Consider the following 20467-nt stretch of genomic DNA (forward strand, 5'->3'; position numbering starts at 1 on the left):
ATCATAGTAAGAAAGGATGTGAAGTGATGATTTATGTTGGCTTAACAGGCTGGGGAGATCACCCAGCAGCATATAGTAAAACAACGAAAGCAACAGATAAATTATACGATTATAGTGGACATTTCCCGATTGTTGAAGTGGATACATCGTTTTATGCGATTCCAAATGAAAAATCAATTCAAAAATGGCTGGATGATACGCCAACCACCTTTCGATTCATATTAAAAGCGTATCAAGGAATGACAGGACATCTACGTGAGAATTTACCATATGAAACAAAAGGTGAGATGTTCCAAGCTTTCCGAGAGGTAGCCGAAATCTTTCAGCGGGCAGGACGTTTAGCGGCTGTCCTTGTACAGTTTCCACCATGGTTTGATTGCCAATTTAAAAATGTACAATATATACGCTATGTGAAACAACAGTTAGCTGATTTTCCGGTTGCGATTGAATTTCGAAATCGTACATGGTACGACAAACCGTATCGTGAAGGAACTTTTCAATTACTCAAATCATTACAACTAATTCATACAGTATGTGATGAACCGCAAGTTGGAGAAGGCAGTGTTCCACTTGTTGCACAGGCAACATCGAATAAGGCACTCGTGAGAATTCATGGACGAAACGTACATGGATGGCGTAATCCTGGGAACAATGAACAGTGGCGAAAAGTACGTTTTTTATATCATTATAATGAAGAGGAATTACAAGAATTAAAAACTGTCATTGAGACACTTCAAAAACAAGTGCAAGATGTATATGTCGTTTTTAATAATAATTCAGATTATGATGCTTTTCCAAATGCGAAAACACTGGTTCATATGCTCGGTCTTTCTTACGATGGACTTGCGCCAAAACAGCTCGATTTATTTGGGGGAGATGACACATGACATACGCAATTATTTTATTTTTTTCACTTTGTTCAGGGATTATTGGTGCATTAGTCGGATTGGGTGGGGGCGTTATTCTTGTACCCGCATTGCTATACTTTGGTATTTCACAAGGAATGATTCCAGAGCTAACACCACAAAAAATTGTTGGCTTATCCGTCATTATGATGATTTTTATCGGCCTATCTTCAACTTTATCGTATATAAAGTCAGGTACGGTAGATTATAAATCTGGGTTCATTTTATTCGCGGGAAGTATTCCTGGTACATTCGTTGGCGCATGGATTAGTAAACAGCTAGATTTGCCATCATTTAACCTTTACTTTGGTCTATTATTGATTGTACTATCACTCATTTTAATTTTTAAAAATCGATTTAAACCGATTGAATGGTTTAAAAATCATGGTATGCAAATAACAAAAACAGATTTAGATGGTAAAAGTTATACATACGGCTATCCAATTTGGTTTGCATTCGTGATGACATTTGTAATTGGTATGATGTCAGGTATGTTTGGGATTGGCGGGGGATCTATGATTGTGCCAATGCTTGTCATTCTTTTTTTATTCCCACCACATATTGCAGTTGCCACATCGATGTTTTTAGTATTTTTAACATCACTTGTTAATTCGGCTTCACATATTTACTTTGGGCATGTTCCATGGCATTTAGTATTAGCTGTCATACCAGGAGCTTATATTGGTGCAAAAGTTGGTGCGGCTTGGAATAAACGGTTAGGGTCAGATACAGTAATTTTTATTTTAAGAATTATGCTTCTGATTCTCGGAATTCGTTCAATTGTAGTAGGATTAATATAAAGAGTAAGCATTTCACGAATACGAAGATAAGGAAGTGAATGAGATGACAACGATTCATATTTATCATACGAATGATATTCATAGTCATCTGAAAACATGGGCAAGGACGCGTGAGTATTTACAAACACAGCGTCGAATACACGAACAACAAGGAGAAGCTTGTTTTATTTTTGATTTAGGAGATTTTATTGATCGAGCGGACCTTTATACAGAAGCAACGCTTGGACGAGAGAATGTTCACTTGTTAGATGAAGCTGGCTATGATGCTGTGACAATTGGTAATAACGAAGGCATTACCTTATCAAAAGAGGCTTTAGCAGCGCTTTACGAACAGACAGAATTTGATGTGATTTTATCGAATTTAAAAGAACAAGATGATACCCAGCCTGTATGGGCATCCCCTTATAAAATCTATACAACGCACGACAGGATAAAAATAGGGGTAATTGGTGCAACAGCTCCTTTTTATGATTATTATGGCCCGTTAGGTTGGAAAGTCACAGATCCTATAAAAAATTTGCAAAAAACTGCTAAAGAAATCGGTGAAAGGACCGATATTGTAATATGTCTATCTCATTTAGGTCTAAATTCAGATGAAATATTAGCTAGTACGATTCCAAATATTGATTTAATTATCGGTTCACATACCCATCATGTATTAAAACATGGCAAGAAAGTAGAACAAGCCTTGTTAACAGGGGGTGGAAAATTTGGACAGTATATTGGTTATTCTGTTATTAAATATAGTGCAGAAAACCATAAAATCGAAAAGATTGAAACAGAGTTAATCGAGACAAGTCAATTACCACACGTTGAGGGAGAGACACGTGAATTCGAAGCGCTTCATAATTGGGGAAAAGAACAATTAAGTGTAGAAGTATTTCATGCTTCTCGCTATTGTAATTTAGAATGGCAACACGATAGTCATTTGGCACGTTTTTTTGCAGAAGCATTGATGGACTATGCAAAGGCAGATTGTGCATTTTTTAGTGCAGGTATCTTTTTAACCCCACTGAAAAAGGGTCCTGTTACTGCATATGATTTACATCAAATGCTGCCCCATCCAATTAATGCTTGTAAGATTGAGATGACAGGCACACAATTGAAGGCGTGTTTACAAAAAATAGATGAGCAAAATGCAGAATGGTCTCAAATGGAGCTAAAAGGATTGGGCTTCAGGGGGCGCATTTTAGGTAAGATGCTAAAGTATCACTGTGAGGTAAAAAAGGATGAACTTTATGTAAATGGTATGAAAAAGCAAGATGATGCGCGTATTCAAGTAGTGACACTCGATATGTTTACATTTGGTTGGTTTTTCCCAGAATTAAAGGATATGAAAAAAACATATTTACTCCCACATTTTTTACGCGATATTTTAGCAATATATGGTTACAAATATTTTGGAAAATAGGCTAATTTCCATTCTTATATTTGCCATATATGTTATATAATAAAATCAATTAAGAGACTAAACAGCAAATGGGGATTAAGAATGAGGCTAATTTCAACGAAATCGCTTAAGCCAGGTATGGTCATTGGACGCACAATTTGGAATGATTCCGGAAGACCACTTTTGCAAGATGGTGTACAGATTACGGATCGTATTATTGGGCGCTTAGTACAACTTAATATTCACTATGTGTATATTGAAGATACTATTTCAAAAGACATTGATGTCCAAGAAACTGTACCATTACAAGTAAGACATAAAGCTATTCAACAAATACAAGACTCTTTTAATAGCATTAAACGTGCAACAAGAGAAAAAAACATCACGTATTGTCTAGATGAAAATTCGAAGCAATTTGTATCAATCATTAATGATTTAATGGACTATATTTTCGAGAGTAAAGAGATTGTAACAGTATTAAGCGATGCATTCATTTATGATGAATATATTTATCAACATTCGTTGCAGGTGACCATCTATTCCATCTCCATTGCACGCGAATTAGGATATAATGCAGAGGAAATTCGTCAAATCGGTATTGGCGCGATGCTTCATGATGTTGGAAAAATGCTCATTCCATTTGAGATTTTAAACAAGCCAGGTCGCTTAACGTCAGAAGAATTCGATACGATGAAGTTGCATGCACGTTATGGTTTTGATTTATTGCGTAATCTACATACGATTTCATTACTTTCAGCACACTGTGCATTCCAACACCATGAGCGTTTAGATGGTAGTGGTTATCCACGTGGACTGGTTGATTTTGAAATTCACCCCTATGCTAAAATTATAGCAGTTGCAGATGTATTTGATGCGGTGACATCCAACCGTGTCTATCGTAATAAGATGCTCCCTTCACAAGGTATGGAAATTATTAAAGAAGGTATGGGTACATTGTATGATGAGCGTGTTGTTCGTGCTTTTGAAAAAGTCATTGCGATTTATACAAATGGTTCGGTTGTTTTGTTATCAGATGGTCGTCGAGGAATCGTGTATAAACAAAATCATGCACAACCGAATAAACCAGGTCTACGTATTTTTGAAGAAGATAATCAATTATTAAAAGCTACATATGAATATCAATTAGAAGATGATGTTGAGATTGTAAAAGTCGAATTAGATTATGTTTTAAGTGAATAATAGAAAAGAGAAATTGTACTCGTATGCAGTTTCTCTTTTTTTTTTCTGTAAAGAAGATTGAAATAATTGGTTTTGAATGTTGTAACAGTAGCACGTTTATGGTACATTGACACAAGCAAGGGATTACTTAAAATAATGATGGGAGCTGAATATTTGTGTCATCATGTAAACCGACAAATCAAAAATCAAATAAAGAAGAACATATTCGTAAACCAGATTGGTTAAAAATCAAACTAAATACGAATGACGAGTATCGTGGATTAAAAAAATTAATGCGAGAAAAAAACCTACATACAGTTTGTGAGGAAGCACGTTGTCCGAATATTCATGAGTGTTGGGGAGAGCGTCGTACAGCAACATTTATGATTTTAGGAGATGTATGTACACGCGCTTGTCGTTTCTGCGCTGTTAAAACAGGCTTACCAAATGAATTAGACTTAGCAGAACCAGAACGTGTAGCAGATTCGGTTGTACTAATGAATCTGAAGCATGTTGTTATTACAGTTGTAGCACGTGATGATTTAAAAGATGGCGGTGCTAGCGTATTAGCTGAAACAGTGCGTGCCATTCGTCGTAAAAGTCCTCAAACATCAGTTGAAGTATTACCATCAGATATGGGTGGAATCGAGGAGAATTTACGTATTTTAATGGATGCGCGTCCAGATATTTTAAATCATAATATTGAAACGGTACGTAGCTTAACAAAACGTGTACGTGCGCGTGCAACATATGATCGCTCGTTAGAATTCTTACGTCGTGCAAAAGAAATGCAGCCAGATATTCCTACAAAGTCATCACTTATGATAGGATTAGGAGAGACAGAAGAAGAAATTTATGAAGTGATGGATGATTTACGTGCAAATAACGTAGACATTATGACAATTGGTCAATATTTACAACCTACGAAAAAGCATTTACCAGTTAAAAAATATTACTCACCAATTGAGTTTGGTAAGTTACGTAAAGTAGCGATGAGTAAAGGATTTAGCCACTGTGAAGCGGGTCCGTTAGTACGTAGTAGTTACCATGCGGACGAGCAAGTAAATGCAGCAACAAAACAACGTCAAATGTCAAATCAATAATCACTCCATAAGCGGAGGACGATGAATATGATTAGTGCAGGTGGATATCTTTATACACTTGAGACAGACTATCGTGAGGCTTTTAAACTAGAAGATTTCACCAATCGTTATAGCGATATTTTAGCGAAATATGATTATATCGTGGGCGATTGGGGATATGGTCAATTGCGTTTAAAAGGTTTTTATGATGATCAAAATGCCAAGGCAACATTTGATACAAAAATCGGTACACTTCAAGATTATTTATATGAGTACTGTAATTTTGGTGCAGCATATTTTGTACTCAAAAGAGGCGAAAAGCAACCAGAAGTCGTACAAGAAGTAGAAACAGAAGTTGTAGAAAATGAAGTCAGCGAATAAAGAAAAGTAGCTCCTTTAATTAGGGGCTACTTTTTTATTAGTGAACTAATTCATATAAATATTCACGTAGTTCCTGTGCTTCTTTTTCTGAACGATTGAATACATGTTCGAGATAGCCAGGCTCATCTAAATCATCCGAACCGATGATGGCGAAACGACTATATTGCATATCCATTACGATTAATTTTCCGTAAAAACGTGTACTTTGCATGATGGCTAAATCATAGCGCTGTTCCTCGCCCATAAAGCTTACAAAGCGCGTTGATGTGTCTTCTTGGTCATCATATAAGAAAAATCTGTCCATTTTATACCTTGCCCCCTCTAGTTCCTAAAGATATGTTACTATATAAGAGAAGATTCAACAAACTTAATTCCTTGAATGGAGGAGAAGTACAAATGTATTTCATCGATAGTAAAAAAATTACGAAAAATCTAGTTTATATGGACTCTTTACTCCAAACATTTGAAACAACAGATTGGAAACAAGATACAGTTCATGAATTAGCAGCAGCTCGTATTGCCAATGTGTTGATTGAAGCAGTTATTGATGTAGGGAATACATTAATTGATGGTTTTATTATGCGTGATCCAGGAAGTTATGATGATATTATCGATATCTTAGTGGATGAAAAAGTTGTAACACCTGATATGGAAGCGCCTTTAAAAGCATTGATTAGTCACCGTCGTGTACTTGTGCGTGATATTTTAGAAGTAGATATCGATGCTCTATTAGCTACAATGAATGAAGTATTACCAAACTTAAAACAATTTAAGCCGTCTGTAGAAAAGTTTGTTGAAAGAGAGTCAGGTATTGTTGTTACTGCGTTCATCCCAGAAGGAGACTAACTATGAAAAACTATACATCGTATTGTTTTGATTTAGACGGTACTGTTTACCGAGGTTCTACAGTTATTCCGGAGGCACGTGAATTCATTCAGTTCTTACGTGCGCAAGGTATTCGTCCTTTTTACGTAACGAATAATGCGAAGATGACACAACAGCAAATTTATGAAAAGCTATCGGGTATGGGGATTGAATTAGAGCGAGATCACATCATGACATCTGCCATTGCGACAGCGAAATATATTGCGAAGTACTATCCAAATGAAACCGCTTTTATTATTGGTGAAACGGGTTTGTATGAGGCGCTTGAACAAGAGGGTATTCCGATTGTAGAAGACCATGCACAACTCGTTGTACAAGGTCTTGATACGACGTTAAATTATGAGAAGATGGAACTTGCGGGGTATCAACTACAAAACGGTGCAAAGTTCATTGCAACGAATGGAGATTTGAAAATTCCGAAAGAGCGTGGTTTCGTTCCAGGGAACGGAAGCCTTGTTCGATTATTAGCGGAAGTATCAAATGTAGAGCCAATTAGTATTGGTAAGCCTGAGCCGCATATGTTAGCAGCCTTGCAAGAAACATTCCAACTAGAAAAAAGTCGCATGATTATGATTGGAGACAATTATGAGACCGACATTTTAGCAGGAATTCATTTTGGAATTGATACATGCCATGTGAATACAGGCGTATCACCAACAGAACAAGTACGTATGCAAAAGCTAAAACCAACATATTATGTACAGACATTAGAAGAGTTGAAAAACTTTTTTGAATAGATGTATAAAAAAGAGAAAGACATTCAATATGAATGCTTTCTCTTTTTCTTATTTAAATATATCTATAAAGTAATCTCTTTACTTTGTGAATGAAGCTTTTTATAAACACCTTCAGCAACAGCTAAATCAAAATAGGCTGCACCAACTGATTTAAAAATCGTGATAGATGAATTTTTCTTTAGCTCAGAATTTGTAATAACGTCTTCTAATGTAGCATAAATGTTATTCCAACTAATTTGTCCTGATTCTACAGCTGCAATAAATTCGCCTGCTTCATGTTTTACACCCACTAGGTCATCTACAATAATTTGATTTTCTTTGATAATCAAATCTGTATCCACTTCTCTCATATCAGGTAAATAAGAGCCAACTGCATTAATATGAGTATTGGGTTTTATAGCATCTTTATGAATGACGGATGTATTTGAACGAGTAGCACAATTAATAATACTTGCTTGTCTCGTTGCTTCATCAGCACTTTCACAAATCGTTATTTCTGCTTGTAAGCCTTTTACTATTAAGATTTCTTTAAATTTCTGAGCTTTTTCGATTGAGCGATTATATAAGAAAATCTTTTCTAGAGTTCTAACTTCTGACACACCCATTACTTGCTCAAGAGCCATTGCACCAGTTCCAATAACAGCTAAACAGTTAGCGTCTTTTTTAGCAAAGCGATCCGTGGCGATAGCAGAAAGTGCACCTGTGCGTAATCTCGTCAAATATGAAGCTTCTAAAGTTGCTACATGTTGTCCATCTTTTAAGTCGGTTAGTATGATAATACCTTGTGAAGTAGCTAGCCCTTTAGCAGGGTTATTTGGAAAGACTGAAATGATTTTTACAGAAGCCATTTCAGATTGTAGATTACAACAGGGCATATATAAAGCTGAAGCATTTTGTTTTTTGACATCTAACACTGTGCGTTCAGGGCTTTCAATGAATCCTTCTGCTTTTGCTTTTAATGTTCTTTTAATATCTTGGATGGCATCGGCCATCGTATAGTGTTGTTCCATTAAGTCTGTTTCGAATATATACATAGTTAAGTCTCCTTTAATGCGATTGTTTTTTCTGTTTTCTTTGAATCTCGAATAGCCCAAACAGAAATTAATGAGATAATTGCTGTTAACATAATGTAAAGTGCTATAGGAATCCATGAATTATTAAATTCTAATAGTAAAGCTGTTGCTACGAGTGGAGCTGTTCCACCAGCTAATGCTGCACCAATTTGATAGCCTAGAGTTATACCTGTATAACGAACTTTAGCATCGAAAATTTCAGAGAACATAGTTCCTAAAACGGCAGTAATAGGCGCCCAAATTACACCTAGGCCAATAACAGTTGATATTAGTAAAGTGATGAAAGTACCTTGATGTAGGAGTAAGAAATATGGAAAAGCATAAATAAACATAGCTAAAACACCATAGATATACATTTTCTTTCGTCCAATTTTATCAGATAAGCTACCCATGATAGGTATTAAAACAGTTGTAACAACTGTTGCTACCATAACAGCTATGAGTGCTTCTACATAAGTGAAATCAAGTTGTGTAGTTGCATAAGAAATAACAAAAGTACCGAAGATGTAAAACGGAGCAGTTTCTACTACCTTTGCTCCAATTGCAATTAAAACTTCTCGCCAATGTGTTTTAAGTGTTTCGAACAAAGGTACCTTAACTACCTCACCAGATTCCTTTAAATTTTTAAAATCTGGCGTTTCATCGATACCTTTTCGAATCCAGAAACCAAATAAAACTAAAAATGCACTTAAAATAAATGGTACGCGCCATCCCCATGACACGAAGGCATCTATAGAAATAACAGATGTAATAAATGTTAAAGCACCTGTGCCTAAAAACATACCAATTGTGACACCCATTTGCGGAATAGAGCCATAAAGACCTCTTTTTTCAGGTGGTGCATATTCATACGCTAATAATAAAGCGCCTCCCCACTCGCCACCAATACCTAGACCTTGAATAAGCCGTAACGAAACCAATAATATTGGTGCAGCTACACCAATAGCTTGATATGTAGGTAATACACCCATTAAAAATGTAGCGCCACCCATTAATGATAAAGTAATGATTAACGTCTTTTTTCGTCCGATTTTATCCCCTATATGGCTGAAAATAATTCCACCGAATGGACGAATGAAAAATGCTAACGCAAGTGATGCATAAGATAGTAATAAACCAACAGTTGGATCTTCTGAAACAAAAAACACTTGATTAAAAACTAAACCAGCGACAGTTGCATATAAAAAATAATCAAACCATTCTATAGAACTCCCAACTAAACTCGCTAACCAAATTCTTCTTTCTTGCTTTTTATCCATTTGTGTCACCCCTAATTACTATGAATTGAAGTATTACTTCAATTTATAGTGTAAAGAGTTGAAAAAATTCTGTCAATTACTTTATTATAATTAATGTAAAATAAAAAAGAGGTGACATCGTGTCAACAATAGGTAAACAAATTAGAATACGCAGAAAAGAACTAAAAATGACTTTGAAAGAGCTATCAGAAAAAACAAATGTGTCCATTAGTTTTTTATCTCAAGTAGAACTTGATAAATGTAGCCCAACATTAGAAACACTTAGAAAAATAGCAGATACACTTCAAATTCATCCAAGTGCATTTTTCAGTGATACAGAACAAGAAGAATATAAATTACCTTTTATTTATAAGGATTTATCAAACGGGATTACAGATGCTAATTTTAAGCCGCTGCATGTAACCTTAAAACCATATGAAAATCGAGGAGACGAAATTCAACATTTTGGTCATGAATTTATTTATGTAATAGAAGGTGAAGTACATATAACGCTTGAAAAAAAAGATTATTTTTTGAAAAAAGGAGAAACGCTATTTTATGATGCATCTAAAGGGCATTATTGGCGAAATGAAACAGCCAATAGTTGTGAACTAATTGTTATTTCTAACATTTAAAGTTTGAAAAATAATTTATAGAATATGCATACTTAAAATAATATATTAATAAAGAAGTATTATTTAAAAAGTAACACATAGTAAAAGAGATTTATACAGAACAAAATCAGTGTATTTTAAATAAGAATAATTGAATCAATTGAACAAGTAGAAAACGACTCCTGAGGAAAGCGTTTTTCGAAGCGAAAATTGATATAAATAAATGATCCCGTATGACTTTAGAAATCATACGGGATCATTATTGCTTGAAATATTTTTGTCTCAAGCTTTTTTACGTAAACTATAGTTTTTATTATTTAAAATAATGGATTTTCTTCAATGTGTTTGTAGATTTTTTTTGTCAGTTCTTCTGGAGTTTCGGCTTCGACCATCTCACCGTCGACAAGCGCATATAAACTTTCAGAACAGCGCGTACAATAACTTAGGCAGCCATATTCGAGTACATCGATATTCGGATCATTCTCTAAAACTTCAAATGCATCTTGTGCACCATTTGCCAGGTTACTGACGCAAAATTCAACTAATGGATTCATGTTGCGTCACCTCTAAAGAGGATAGTACTATTTTTCGCGATTTTCGTCAATCAGTTGATTTTAATTGTGAAACTTCTCACAAACATATTGTGAAACTTCTCACAATCGTTTATACTCGTTAGGGATAAAGAAAATGTTACGATATTGTGAGCAGAAAAGGAGAGTTCTAATGAGAAATTTAGTCTTATTAGGTGGAGGTTACGGCAATATGCGTATTTTATTACGTCTATTACCAAATAACTTACCACAAGATGTTCAAATTACGTTAGTTGATCGCGCACCGTACCATAGTTTAAAAACGGAATTCTACGCACTTGCGGCAGGTACAACACCTGAAACACATATGCGTGTGACATTCCCAACTCATGAACGTTTATCAATTGTCTATGGTGAAGTCGTGAATATTGATCGCGATAAAAAAGCTGTGTTTTTAGAAGATGGTAAAGAAATTCCGTATGACGAATTAGTTATTGGGTTAGGTTGTGAAGACAACTTCCATAACGTACCTGGCGCTGAAGAACATTCATATAGCATTCAAACAATGGCAAAATCACGTAAAGCATACGATGCAATTTCAGCATTACCAGCAGGCGCTACAGTAGGGATTGTTGGAGCAGGATTATCTGGTATTGAATTAGCTTCAGAACTGCGTGAAAGCCGTTCAGACTTAAAAATTAAACTATTTGACCGCGGTCCTCGTATTTTGAAAACTTTCCCTGAACGCTTATCAAAATACGTTAAAAAATGGTTCGATAAACATGATGTCGATGTTATTGCAAACTCAAATATTACAAAAGTCGGTAAAGCAGCACTTTACAATCATGAAGATCAAATTGATATTGATTTAATCGTTTGGACTGCAGGGATTCAACCTGTGAAAGTCGTACGTGATTTAGAGCTTGAAATGGACTGCGGACGTGTAGCTGTGAACCAATACCACCAAACACCAGTCGATACAAGTATCTATGTAGTGGGTGACTGTGCAGCTTCTCAATTTGGACCATCTGCACAACTAGCAGAGGAACAAGGTGAGCAAATTGTTACGGTACTGAAAAAAGTATGGGCGAATGAATCACTACCTGAAAAAATGCCAGACATTAAATTAAAAGGCTTTATGGGTGCGCTTGGTAAGAAACAAGGCTTCGTTTACTTAGCAGACCGTACTGTAACAGGACGTATTGCACGTCTTATGAAATCTGGTTTACTATGGATGTACAAAAATCAAAACGGCTAAATTAGCCTTCTGATTGTACATAGCAACATAAAAAAGATCAATCTCACAATACCGAGGTTGATCTTTTTTTATATTTATTTAAAAGAGATGGGTGATGTATCCCATAGACTCTTTATTCAATCTATTCTGGTACTTTGAAACCGTATTGCTCTAGATGTGTAAGAACTGGTTTAAGCTGAATGTAACCTTCTCCAACGACTTCGTTATTAATTAATACAAGTGGATAGAAAAATTCGTCGTTTTGAACCTTCTCTGCCCATTCGGCATGGCGCTCATTCTCAATTGGTTGCTCAATATCGATGTAAGTGATATTGAAAGGTTGGTTTGGATATTTACGTCCAATCGCTGCTTTCAACCAATCATACGTATCGATGGATGACGGTGCATTCACGCAACTAGCACATTGGACGCTAGCTCCGTAGATTTCAATTTCTACATTTGTTTCTGACACTTTTAATCCCCTCACGATTTCTTTAATAGATTTTTAAGCCTATAAATATTATAATGATTTTAGAGAAAGGAGTCGATACAAATGACAGAACAAGTACAAGAAGTTTTAGATAAATTACGTCCGTTCCTTTTACGCGACGGCGGTGACTGTGAATTAGTAGACATCGAGGACGGAATTGTAAAATTACGTTTATTAGGTGCATGCGGTAGTTGCCCAAGTTCGACAATTACATTAAAAGCAGGTATTGAACGTGCATTATTAGAAGAAGTACCTGGTGTTATTGAGGTTGAACAAGTATTCTAATCAACGTATGCTTAAAAGAGCGTGTCGAACGTGACGCGCTCTTTTTTTATATGTATGGGTATTACCCAATATCTTTTTCTTTTTTCTCACGTATCTCTTGCCAAATCTCTTTTGTCATTTGAACGATGCGTGTTTCGTTTGAGGTGCGTTGTTTTTCGAGTACACGTGAGAAGTAACGTGTTGCCATATCAATATCCCCAAGTTTACGTGATAGTTCTCCAATTAAGTAGAGGATTTTTAATTCGCCCATACCAAGCCCTTGATAATCACCTTGTAAATAGCTTTCAACGTATTTATCGCGCGCACTTTCCAAGAAACGAATTTCCCAATCGGTTTTTCCTTGTTCACGGTAAAGCCAAGCCGTACGAAGAGCAAGTCCAGCAAGTAACACATTTTTTTCTTTTTTTATTTCACCGCAAATAATTGCGAGTTGATACGATTGAATAGCTTGGTTATGTGTACGTTCCCCATCAAAAGAATGCGGTTGCCAATGATCGCAAATACGTGATTGAAGCGCTTCACGCGTTCCCGGTGCAAAATAAGTAGAAAAGTCCTCTGTAAATGCCAAACCACAATGTTCACAAACGAATACATTATAGTACAGAGGATTCACACCTTCATAGATAGGATGAAAATCTGAGTCTGTTGTCACAACTTTCACTGTGCTTTTGCGAATCTTTGTAGTGTTAAATTTCTTTTGACAATGAATACATGTCATTTGTTTATCATAATAAGGAGTTATTTCCATATTAACAGTCCTCATTTCTCACGTTATGTATGAGACTATTATATCATAATTTGTCGAAAAATAGCGATGAAAATGAAAAGTTTTGTTGTTTTACTCTGATGTGAAAAATTGATATGATAAAGGAAAGAAAGAAGGTGAAGCAAATGACAAATGTCGTTCAGATAACAGAAGCAGCAGTTTTCCATATTCACGAAATGATGAAGAATAATGGAGAAGAAGCAGCGTTCTTACGCGTCTCTGTAAAAGGTGGCGGTTGTAGCGGCTTAACATACGGTATGGGCTTCGATCAAGAAAAACAAGAAACAGACGTTGAGTTCGAGGAAAATGGATTAAAAGTGATTGTTTCAAAAGAAGACGCAGCTATTTTACAAGGTACAAAAATCGATTATAAACAATCTCTAATGGGTGGCGGTTTCACAATCGACAATCCAAATGCTATCGCATCATGTGGTTGCGGTACATCATTCAGAACAGCAAAAGTTGCTGGAACACCTGAAAACTGCTAATTTCTTGAGTGAACAGTAGTGTGACATGCAAACGTATTTATAACAACTATGTGCTAGTTAGTTTTCATCACATATTTGAATATTAATGATAAAAAGCACTTTCTTCTGTATTGAAAAATAATATGGAAGGGAGCGCTTTTTTTATGACCGATATTCATGAAATGAACAGCTAAATAAAGTTCATAAAATAGGTAATAGGATTAAGATTCTAATTCGCTTGAATAAATGGTAAAATTAGTTTGATATATAAAATAATTGAAGGTGGGATTTGATATGGGGCTATTTGATGGACTAATGGGAAACGCATCCGAAGCGAGTATAACTAAATTACAGGAAGAACTAAAAGAGTTATTAATATCTGGAGAAACAATAGAGAACGCATACAAAGTTATAAGAGATACATTTATCTTTACCAATAAGCGGCTTATTTTAATTGATAAGCAAGGTGTTACTGGAAAGAAAACAGCGTATCATTCGATTCCATATAAAAATATCGTTCATTTTTCTGTTGAAACTGCAGGCACATTTGATTTAGATGCAGAATTAAAGATATGGGTTTCTGGAAGTGCCGTTCCAATACAGAAAAACTTTAATAAAGCGACTAATATTTATCAAGTTCAAAGCGTACTGGCGGGGTACATTTTATAGTAACAATATATAGACGGCCAACATTCTATTATGTAGGTCGTTCTTTTTTTTGCTGACATGCGACATACTAACAGATTGAGATTTGCAAAGTAAAATGGCTATAGTTCGTATTGTTAATGATAATTCACCAACAATCTCATGCATGTGTTTCAAGTTTATAATCAATCGTTGAAAAACTAATATATCAGACAAAATTAGCGAAATTATTAAATTTTTAGGGTAAAATAAAAAGTTCTGCGATTTACATTGTCTAATACTTAAGTAATAGGTACAATAGTCTTATGCTAACTAGAGAAATTAGACATGGAGGATTTTGCGTGAAAATTAAAGCGAAGTTAAGGCTTGTTATGTTGGTATTAACAACAGCAGTAATCATTACAGCTGGTATGTCGATTTATCAATTGAAGTCTACAAAGCAAGCCTATGAAATTATGCAAGAACACGAAGCCTTTCAGTTATTACTAAAATCAGTTCAATATCGTTTTACGGGTATTTCAAATGATGAACGTGCTTATTTACTAACAGGTGAAGAAGCATTAACTCAACAAATTGAACAGAAGAAAGAAGATATTGCGACTTATTTAAATGAGGCGAAAAAAATGCCGCATTTAGAAAAAGATAATTTACAAGGTTTACAGACAATTGAAGAAAATATGAATCAATACTTTGAGCAGTCTAAGGATATGATGAATTTTTATCAACGAGGCGATAAAAAACAAGCTTTAATGGTACATACAGGGAAACAGCGTAGTATCCGTAAAGAATTAGTAGATCCAAGTGTTGAAAAAATGACTGAGGTAGTGAATCAAGAGATTGTAGTGTATAAAGAGAATTTAGAGAGTACACAAAAGAATCAATCCATCACATTCTATGCATTAGTATTCATTTTACTTGTAATTGGACAAGTATTTGCTTATCTCATTGCGCGTTCAATTATACATCCTATTAATAGTATGACAGACTCTTTAAAAGAGATTGCGGAAGGTGAAGGTGACCTAACAAAAGAAATTCCAGTCACAACAAAAGATGAATTAGGCGTGATGGGAAAAACATTTAATCAAATGTTGGAGCAGTTACGCTCTTTAATTCGAGAAGTTAGCTCGAGTGCTGAACAAGTAGCCGCATCTTCTGAACAATTAACAGCGAGTTCAGAAGAAACAACGCATGCGACAGAAAAAATATCTACAACTGTCCAAGAAGTGGCACATGGTTCTGAAAAACAAATTCAAAGTTTACATGAGACAACTTCAACGGTGCAACAAGTAACTGCGATTGTAGATGACATGACTAAACATACGAATCAAGCAACTAAAACAGCTACAATTGCTTCTGAACAAGCGATAGAAGGCGCAAAAGCGATTAGTAATATGACGACTCAAATGGATGAAATCAATCAGACGGTAAGTAATTTATCAGAAGATGTAACACACTTAGGTGAACGTTCGAGTGAAATTCGTCAAATTGTGGATACCATTACGGCCATTGCAGAACAGACGAATCTACTTGCACTCAATGCTGCAATTGAAGCAGCTCGAGCAGGAGAACATGGGCGTGGTTTTACGATTGTTTCCGAGGAAGTAAGAAAGTTAGCAGAACAATCGGCAGAATCTGCAAAGCAAATTTCAGATTTAATTGCGACTATCCAGCAAGAGACCGCTCAAACAGTTCATTCGATGAATGCAACTACGAATAAAGTAACAGCTGGAATAGGACTTGTAAAAGTAGCAGGTACATCATTTGAGTCGATTCAACAATCGATTGCAGAAACTGCTACAAAAATGCAAGAGGTAACAAAGTCATTCAATGTAATGAATAGGAGTACCGAACAAATGGCACGACAAACATCTATTCTAGAACAAATTACAGAACAAACAGATCAAGGGACGCAAGAGATGGCTTCTGCTACAGAAGAACAATTAGCAGCAATGGAAGAAATTGCAGCATCTTCTGCATCATTATCTGATATGGCAGAAAATCTTCAAATATTGGTGAGAAAGTTTAAAGTATAAATAAAATCGAGAATTCGGAATGGACCGAGTTCTCGATTTTTTTAATGTATTAAACATGGTATGAGCGCTTTAAAATATTAAAGCAGTCCATAAACCATGAAGGTGTTTCATCTAATTGTTCTGTTTGATGGTGTTCATCATAAAAAATAATACGACTCGGCTTTTCTGCCTCTTTCGGCATGAAAATTTCACCGTAGTTTGAGGCTTGTAGTGGATTTTCTGCTAATTGAAAGCGATAATAATGACATTCCTCACTTGCTTGTAAAAGATGATGGCCGAGTTTGAAAAAAGTTAAATCGAGTTGTTTCATATAAAAACCTCCTTTTTCTTTTTACATAAAATATTTCCTTCATGATAAAAAACAAACGTCAGATTGCAAAAGTGAGAGAAAAAGGTATGAACCGAACGAATTTAAGGGAATGGTAGAGGAAAATGATTGTTCGAGAGAGGTGATACGAATGGATCCGAATGAACGTACACGAGTATGGCTTGGTGTAGCAGGACTTGTTGTGAATGAATCAGGTGAATGGCTAGTGGTTATGAAAAGATATGGTGGGTTAGATGGCAAATGGTCATTGCCAGCAGGCTTTGTACAACCAGGTGAAACAGTTGATGAGGCTTGTCTGCGTGAACTAGAGGAAGAAACGAATGTAAAACCAGCACTACAAGGATTTTTAGGATTTCGTACAGGCGTATTAAAATATGATATTAGCGACAATTTAGCAGTTTTCTTATTAACAGCACATTCAGCGCAACAACAGATTATACCTCAATTAGATGAACTATATGAAGCTTGCTGGATGTCACCAGAAAAATTGAGAGAAGATAAGCGAACTTCTTTGATGATTTTGGAATTATTAGAGTTAGATTTAATGGCTAAACCATTACGATTAGGTGAACTTGAGAAAGATAATATTTTTGGCTATACTGCTTATAAATTATATTTTTAATGCTTATGTTTCGTATTTCGAATGAATGATTGGCTTTCTATATAAAAATATTGAATAATAAAAGAGAGAGAAAAAATGAATGGGGGAATGGTATTGTATGCAATTTACACAACAGACATTAGAGAATGTAACAGCAGATTTACTTATTGTAGGAGTGTCTGAGCATCAAACAAACTTAAGTGAATGGAATACATTTACAGAGGTGTTTGGTGAACAAACAAATACGTGGCTTAAATCAGATGATATTGCAGTTGGTTTAAAAAAGAGAACAAAACTACCGACAACACTTACACGTGTACCACGTATTTTATATGTTGGTCTAGGAAACCGTAAACATTTAACACCTGAAGAACTAAGACAAGCTTTTGGGTTAGTAGGGAAAGAAATTCAACAACTTCGTCTATCAAATTTCGCAATCTGGATAGATTCATTCGTAACGGATGATATCACGACAGAAGATGTTGCATCAATTGCGATGGAAGGTATTGTGATGGGGCATTATAAAATGGACCATTATCGCACCTCTGAAAATATTCCTGCAATTTATTTAGAAGAAGTGAAGTTTATTTCGCATGCAGAAGACATCGTCATACGTGCAGCATTAGAAGTGGGTGAAATTTATGGTCAAGCTGTAAATGAAGCGAGGCGTCTAGTGAATTTACCAGGTAATATTTTAACAGCACCACTATTAGCAGATTATGCAAAAGGTATTGCGGCTACATATGATTTTGAAATAGAAATATTAACAAAAACTGAATTAGAAGAATTAGGAATGGGTGCAATTTTAGCAGTCAATAAAGGGTCACAAGAGGAACCACGTCTTATTACGATGAAATATCAACCACGAGAAGAATGGACGAATGTAACTGCCTTTGTAGGGAAAGGAGTAACATTTGACACAGGTGGTTATTCATTAAAAACGAAGACTGGTATTGTTGGTATGAAGGGCGATATGGGCGGAGCAGCAGCAGTTCTCGGTGCGATGCGTATTATCGGTGAATTACGACCAAACCATAATGTTATGGCAATTATTGGCGCAACAGATAATATGATTTCTGGGAGTGCATTCAAGCCAGATGATGTCATTACAACTTATAGTGGCAAAACGGTTGAAATTTTAAATACAGATGCGGAAGGTCGTCTTGTTTTAGCAGATGCAGTAGCTTATGCGAAACAACAGGGAGCTTCTTCAATCATTGATTTAGCTACATTAACAGGCGGTGTGATTACAGCGCTTGGTTATGATAAAACAGGTGCATTAACAAATGATGAAGCATTTTATCAAGAATTTTTAGCAGCAACTGAAGAAACCAATGAGTTTACATGGTTGATGCCACTGACAAAGAATGATTTACAGCGCGTACGTAAGTCAGATATAGCGGATTTAAATAACTCACCAGGTGGCGATGGTCATATGATTTTTGGTGGTGGATTTATCCGTGAGTTTGTTGGAGATACACCGTGGATTCATTTAGACATTGCAGGTACATCAGACGCGAATGCAGCGCATGACTTAGGACCAAAAGGCGGTACAGGTGTCATGGTACGTTCGCTTGCAACTTATATTATGCGTCAAACTGAACAAGAAATTGACATATAATAAATATCGATAGTAAAAGAGACCAAAACGAACTCTCGAGTCGTTTTGGTCTCTTTATTATTTTTTAGTCATTTGTTCTTCTTCTGCTTTTTTACGGAGATACTCTGCTTTTAAATCATCTTGTACTGTACCTTTCCATGGTTTAACACCTGAAAAGTAAGCAGCGCGTGCCATTAAGTGCCCACCCACAGGACCTGTAACGAACAAGAATAAAATCCCCAGTAGAATTCTTGGGTTATAAACGCCCTCTACAGACCAGAAATGAATGAAAGTACCAATCAAGATGAACATAACACCTAGTGTGGCACTCTTAGAAGCAGCATGAGCGCGTGTATAAGCGTCTGGGAAACGAAGTAGACCAATTGCTGTCACAATGATAAAAAACGTTCCTAGCGCCAGTGAAATAACAATTAAGGTATTAATTAGAATTGTCACGTTCGATAATATCTCCCTTCTCTAAGAATTTAGAAAAGGCTGTCGTGCCAATGAAAGAAAGAATCGCTAATAGTAATGCTATTTCCACATAAAAACTTGTTTTCACATAGATAGAAAATAGACCGACTAAAGCGATAATACAAACACCAATTGCATCAAGCGCAATAATACGATCAGGTGCAGTAGGTCCTTTCACTAAGCGGTAAATAATAGGAATCATCGTAAGTGAGATCAGAACGATGAGAATAAGTATGAAGTAATCCATCATGAGCGACTCACCTCCAAGATAGCTTTTTCAAATGATTGTTTAATTGACTCGATTGTGTCATCGACATCATCAATATCAATCGCATGAATATAAAGTGTTTTTGAATCGTCTGATACATGTACAACAATCGTACCAGGCGTTAATGTAATCAAGCTTGACAATAATGTAATTTCCCATTCTTTTTCTAAAATAGTCGGATAAGCGAAGAAAGCAGGCTCCATGTCCATTTTAGGTGCGAGTGCAATTTTCACAACTGCAATATTGGCCAACCACAATTCTTTTAGAAATAAGAATGCAAGGCGAATTGCAGACCAAAGTCGGTCGATGTAAAAACGAGAAGGGAACATGTTACGCATAATGAAGAGCATAATAATCCCGAGTAAATAGCCAATAACAAAGCCTTGGGGTGTGAAGTTAATGGATAAAAACATCCAAATGAATGCAAGGAAAAAATTCAATAGTACTTGAATTGCCATG

General features: G+C 35.7%; 26 protein-coding genes. 16 read left to right on the forward strand and 10 right to left on the reverse strand.

The genetic code is table 11. The annotated features are described in order from the left end of the window. Nucleotides 1–26 precede the first annotated feature (26 nt). The 6 genes from ASO14_RS03435 (at nucleotide 27) to ASO14_RS03460 (ending at nucleotide 5737) form a co-directional block, all read left to right on the forward strand. A complete protein-coding gene (locus tag ASO14_RS03435) occupies nucleotides 27–887 on the forward strand; it encodes a DUF72 domain-containing protein (RefSeq protein ID WP_068451471.1) in 861 nt (286 codons plus the stop codon). Continuing rightward, nucleotides 884–1705 (forward strand): sulfite exporter TauE/SafE family protein, encoded by an 822-nt coding sequence (locus ASO14_RS03440; protein ID WP_068451473.1) that lies wholly within the window; start codon nucleotides 884–886, stop codon nucleotides 1703–1705. Before ASO14_RS03435 ends, ASO14_RS03440 begins: the two co-directional genes overlap by 4 nt. Before the next feature lie 43 nt (nucleotides 1706–1748). Further along, nucleotides 1749–3116 (forward strand): bifunctional metallophosphatase/5'-nucleotidase, encoded by a 1368-nt coding sequence (locus ASO14_RS03445; protein ID WP_068451476.1) that lies wholly within the window; start codon nucleotides 1749–1751, stop codon nucleotides 3114–3116. A gap of 81 nt (nucleotides 3117–3197) precedes the next feature. Beyond that, nucleotides 3198–4295, forward strand: a complete 1098-nt coding sequence (locus ASO14_RS03450; protein WP_068451479.1) for an HD-GYP domain-containing protein — start codon at nucleotides 3198–3200, stop codon at nucleotides 4293–4295. A gap of 155 nt (nucleotides 4296–4450) precedes the next feature. Then, entirely contained in the window at nucleotides 4451–5377 is a 927-nt protein-coding gene (lipA, locus tag ASO14_RS03455) for a lipoyl synthase (protein WP_068451482.1), read from the forward strand. A 27-nt stretch (nucleotides 5378–5404) separates the two neighbouring features. Beyond that, the gene (locus tag ASO14_RS03460; protein ID WP_068451485.1) at nucleotides 5405–5737 is read left to right on the forward strand and encodes a YutD family protein; all 333 of its coding nucleotides are present in this window, start codon (nucleotides 5405–5407) and stop codon (nucleotides 5735–5737) included. A 37-nt stretch (nucleotides 5738–5774) separates the two neighbouring features. Here ASO14_RS03460 and ASO14_RS03465 read toward each other — a convergent pair whose 3' ends face one another. Next, entirely contained in the window at nucleotides 5775–6041 is a 267-nt protein-coding gene (locus ASO14_RS03465) for a DUF3055 domain-containing protein (RefSeq protein ID WP_068451488.1), read from the reverse strand. Nucleotides 6042–6133: 92 nt separating this feature from the next. Between ASO14_RS03465 and ASO14_RS03470 the strand changes: the two genes are divergently transcribed. Beyond that, the gene (locus tag ASO14_RS03470) at nucleotides 6134–6583 is read left to right on the forward strand and encodes a DUF86 domain-containing protein (protein WP_068451491.1); all 450 of its coding nucleotides are present in this window, start codon (nucleotides 6134–6136) and stop codon (nucleotides 6581–6583) included. Between the two features lie 2 nt (nucleotides 6584–6585). Further along, nucleotides 6586–7359 (forward strand): TIGR01457 family HAD-type hydrolase, encoded by a 774-nt coding sequence (locus ASO14_RS03475; protein ID WP_068451493.1) that lies wholly within the window; start codon nucleotides 6586–6588, stop codon nucleotides 7357–7359. Between the two features lie 62 nt (nucleotides 7360–7421). Here the strand turns inward: ASO14_RS03475 and ASO14_RS03480 are convergent, their stop codons facing one another. Continuing rightward, entirely contained in the window at nucleotides 7422–8393 is a 972-nt protein-coding gene (locus ASO14_RS03480) for an ornithine cyclodeaminase family protein (protein ID WP_068451496.1), read from the reverse strand. A 2-nt stretch (nucleotides 8394–8395) separates the two neighbouring features. Continuing rightward, entirely contained in the window at nucleotides 8396–9691 is a 1296-nt protein-coding gene (locus ASO14_RS03485) for an MFS transporter (RefSeq protein WP_068451499.1), read from the reverse strand. A gap of 119 nt (nucleotides 9692–9810) precedes the next feature. On the opposite strand from ASO14_RS03485, the gene ASO14_RS03490 reads away from it, so the two are divergent. Beyond that, complete coding sequence (locus ASO14_RS03490; RefSeq protein WP_231726978.1) at nucleotides 9811–10305, forward strand: helix-turn-helix domain-containing protein; 495 nt, start codon at nucleotides 9811–9813, stop codon at nucleotides 10303–10305. Nucleotides 10306–10601: 296 nt separating this feature from the next. Here ASO14_RS03490 and ASO14_RS03495 read toward each other — a convergent pair whose 3' ends face one another. Further along, the gene (locus ASO14_RS03495) at nucleotides 10602–10838 is read right to left on the reverse strand and encodes a YuzB family protein (protein ID WP_068451502.1); all 237 of its coding nucleotides are present in this window, start codon (nucleotides 10836–10838) and stop codon (nucleotides 10602–10604) included. Between the two features lie 169 nt (nucleotides 10839–11007). On the opposite strand from ASO14_RS03495, the gene ASO14_RS03500 reads away from it, so the two are divergent. Beyond that, nucleotides 11008–12072, forward strand: a complete 1065-nt coding sequence (locus ASO14_RS03500; RefSeq protein WP_068451504.1) for an NAD(P)/FAD-dependent oxidoreductase — start codon at nucleotides 11008–11010, stop codon at nucleotides 12070–12072. A gap of 121 nt (nucleotides 12073–12193) precedes the next feature. Here the strand turns inward: ASO14_RS03500 and ASO14_RS03505 are convergent, their stop codons facing one another. Next, nucleotides 12194–12523, reverse strand: a complete 330-nt coding sequence (locus tag ASO14_RS03505) for a YuzD family protein (RefSeq protein WP_068451506.1) — start codon at nucleotides 12521–12523, stop codon at nucleotides 12194–12196. An 81-nt stretch (nucleotides 12524–12604) separates the two neighbouring features. On the opposite strand from ASO14_RS03505, the gene ASO14_RS03510 reads away from it, so the two are divergent. Continuing rightward, a complete protein-coding gene (locus tag ASO14_RS03510) occupies nucleotides 12605–12826 on the forward strand; it encodes a NifU family protein (protein WP_068451510.1) in 222 nt (73 codons plus the stop codon). A 61-nt stretch (nucleotides 12827–12887) separates the two neighbouring features. Here ASO14_RS03510 and ASO14_RS03515 read toward each other — a convergent pair whose 3' ends face one another. After that, nucleotides 12888–13574, reverse strand: coding sequence for a DUF2225 domain-containing protein (locus tag ASO14_RS03515; protein WP_068451513.1), 687 nt, complete (start codon nucleotides 13572–13574; stop codon nucleotides 12888–12890). A gap of 143 nt (nucleotides 13575–13717) precedes the next feature. Between ASO14_RS03515 and ASO14_RS03520 the strand changes: the two genes are divergently transcribed. From ASO14_RS03520 to ASO14_RS03530, 3 genes are all read left to right on the forward strand, one after another. Further along, nucleotides 13718–14080 carry a HesB/IscA family protein gene (locus ASO14_RS03520; protein WP_068451515.1) on the forward strand — a complete coding sequence of 121 codons (363 nt, stop codon included), beginning with the start codon at nucleotides 13718–13720 and terminating at the stop codon, nucleotides 14078–14080. A gap of 273 nt (nucleotides 14081–14353) precedes the next feature. Further along, nucleotides 14354–14728 (forward strand): PH domain-containing protein, encoded by a 375-nt coding sequence (locus tag ASO14_RS03525; RefSeq protein ID WP_068451519.1) that lies wholly within the window; start codon nucleotides 14354–14356, stop codon nucleotides 14726–14728. Nucleotides 14729–15045: 317 nt separating this feature from the next. After that, nucleotides 15046–16737 carry a methyl-accepting chemotaxis protein gene (locus ASO14_RS03530; RefSeq protein WP_068451522.1) on the forward strand — a complete coding sequence of 564 codons (1692 nt, stop codon included), beginning with the start codon at nucleotides 15046–15048 and terminating at the stop codon, nucleotides 16735–16737. Nucleotides 16738–16786: 49 nt separating this feature from the next. On the opposite strand, the gene ASO14_RS03535 is transcribed toward ASO14_RS03530, so the two are convergent. Continuing rightward, on the reverse strand, nucleotides 16787–17047 hold the full coding sequence (locus ASO14_RS03535) for a hypothetical protein (protein ID WP_068451525.1): 261 nt from the start codon (nucleotides 17045–17047) through the stop codon (nucleotides 16787–16789). A gap of 148 nt (nucleotides 17048–17195) precedes the next feature. On the opposite strand from ASO14_RS03535, the gene ASO14_RS03540 reads away from it, so the two are divergent. Next, nucleotides 17196–17687 carry an NUDIX domain-containing protein gene (locus ASO14_RS03540; RefSeq protein ID WP_068451528.1) on the forward strand — a complete coding sequence of 164 codons (492 nt, stop codon included), beginning with the start codon at nucleotides 17196–17198 and terminating at the stop codon, nucleotides 17685–17687. Between the two features lie 97 nt (nucleotides 17688–17784). Beyond that, the gene (locus tag ASO14_RS03545) at nucleotides 17785–19287 is read left to right on the forward strand and encodes a leucyl aminopeptidase (RefSeq protein WP_068451531.1); all 1503 of its coding nucleotides are present in this window, start codon (nucleotides 17785–17787) and stop codon (nucleotides 19285–19287) included. A 57-nt stretch (nucleotides 19288–19344) separates the two neighbouring features. On the opposite strand, the gene mnhG is transcribed toward ASO14_RS03545, so the two are convergent. Genes mnhG through ASO14_RS03560 form a run of 3 tightly spaced genes read right to left on the reverse strand, consistent with a single transcriptional unit; the run spans nucleotide 19345 to nucleotide 20466 of the window. Continuing rightward, a complete protein-coding gene (gene mnhG, locus ASO14_RS03550; protein WP_068451533.1) occupies nucleotides 19345–19722 on the reverse strand; it encodes a monovalent cation/H(+) antiporter subunit G in 378 nt (125 codons plus the stop codon). Continuing rightward, nucleotides 19706–19987, reverse strand: a complete 282-nt coding sequence (locus ASO14_RS03555) for a Na(+)/H(+) antiporter subunit F1 (RefSeq protein ID WP_068457250.1) — start codon at nucleotides 19985–19987, stop codon at nucleotides 19706–19708. Before ASO14_RS03555 ends, mnhG begins: the two co-directional genes overlap by 17 nt. Next, nucleotides 19987–20466: a Na+/H+ antiporter subunit E gene (locus tag ASO14_RS03560; RefSeq protein WP_068451536.1), complete on the reverse strand. Its 480-nt coding sequence runs from the start codon at nucleotides 20464–20466 to the stop codon at nucleotides 19987–19989. The genes ASO14_RS03555 and ASO14_RS03560 overlap by 1 nt, the downstream gene beginning before the upstream one ends. Nucleotide 20467 lies beyond the last annotated feature (1 nt).

Source organism: Kurthia sp. 11kri321, from assembly GCF_001534765.1.
Taxonomy (GTDB): Bacteria; Bacillota; Bacilli; order Bacillales_A; family Planococcaceae; genus Kurthia; species Kurthia gibsonii.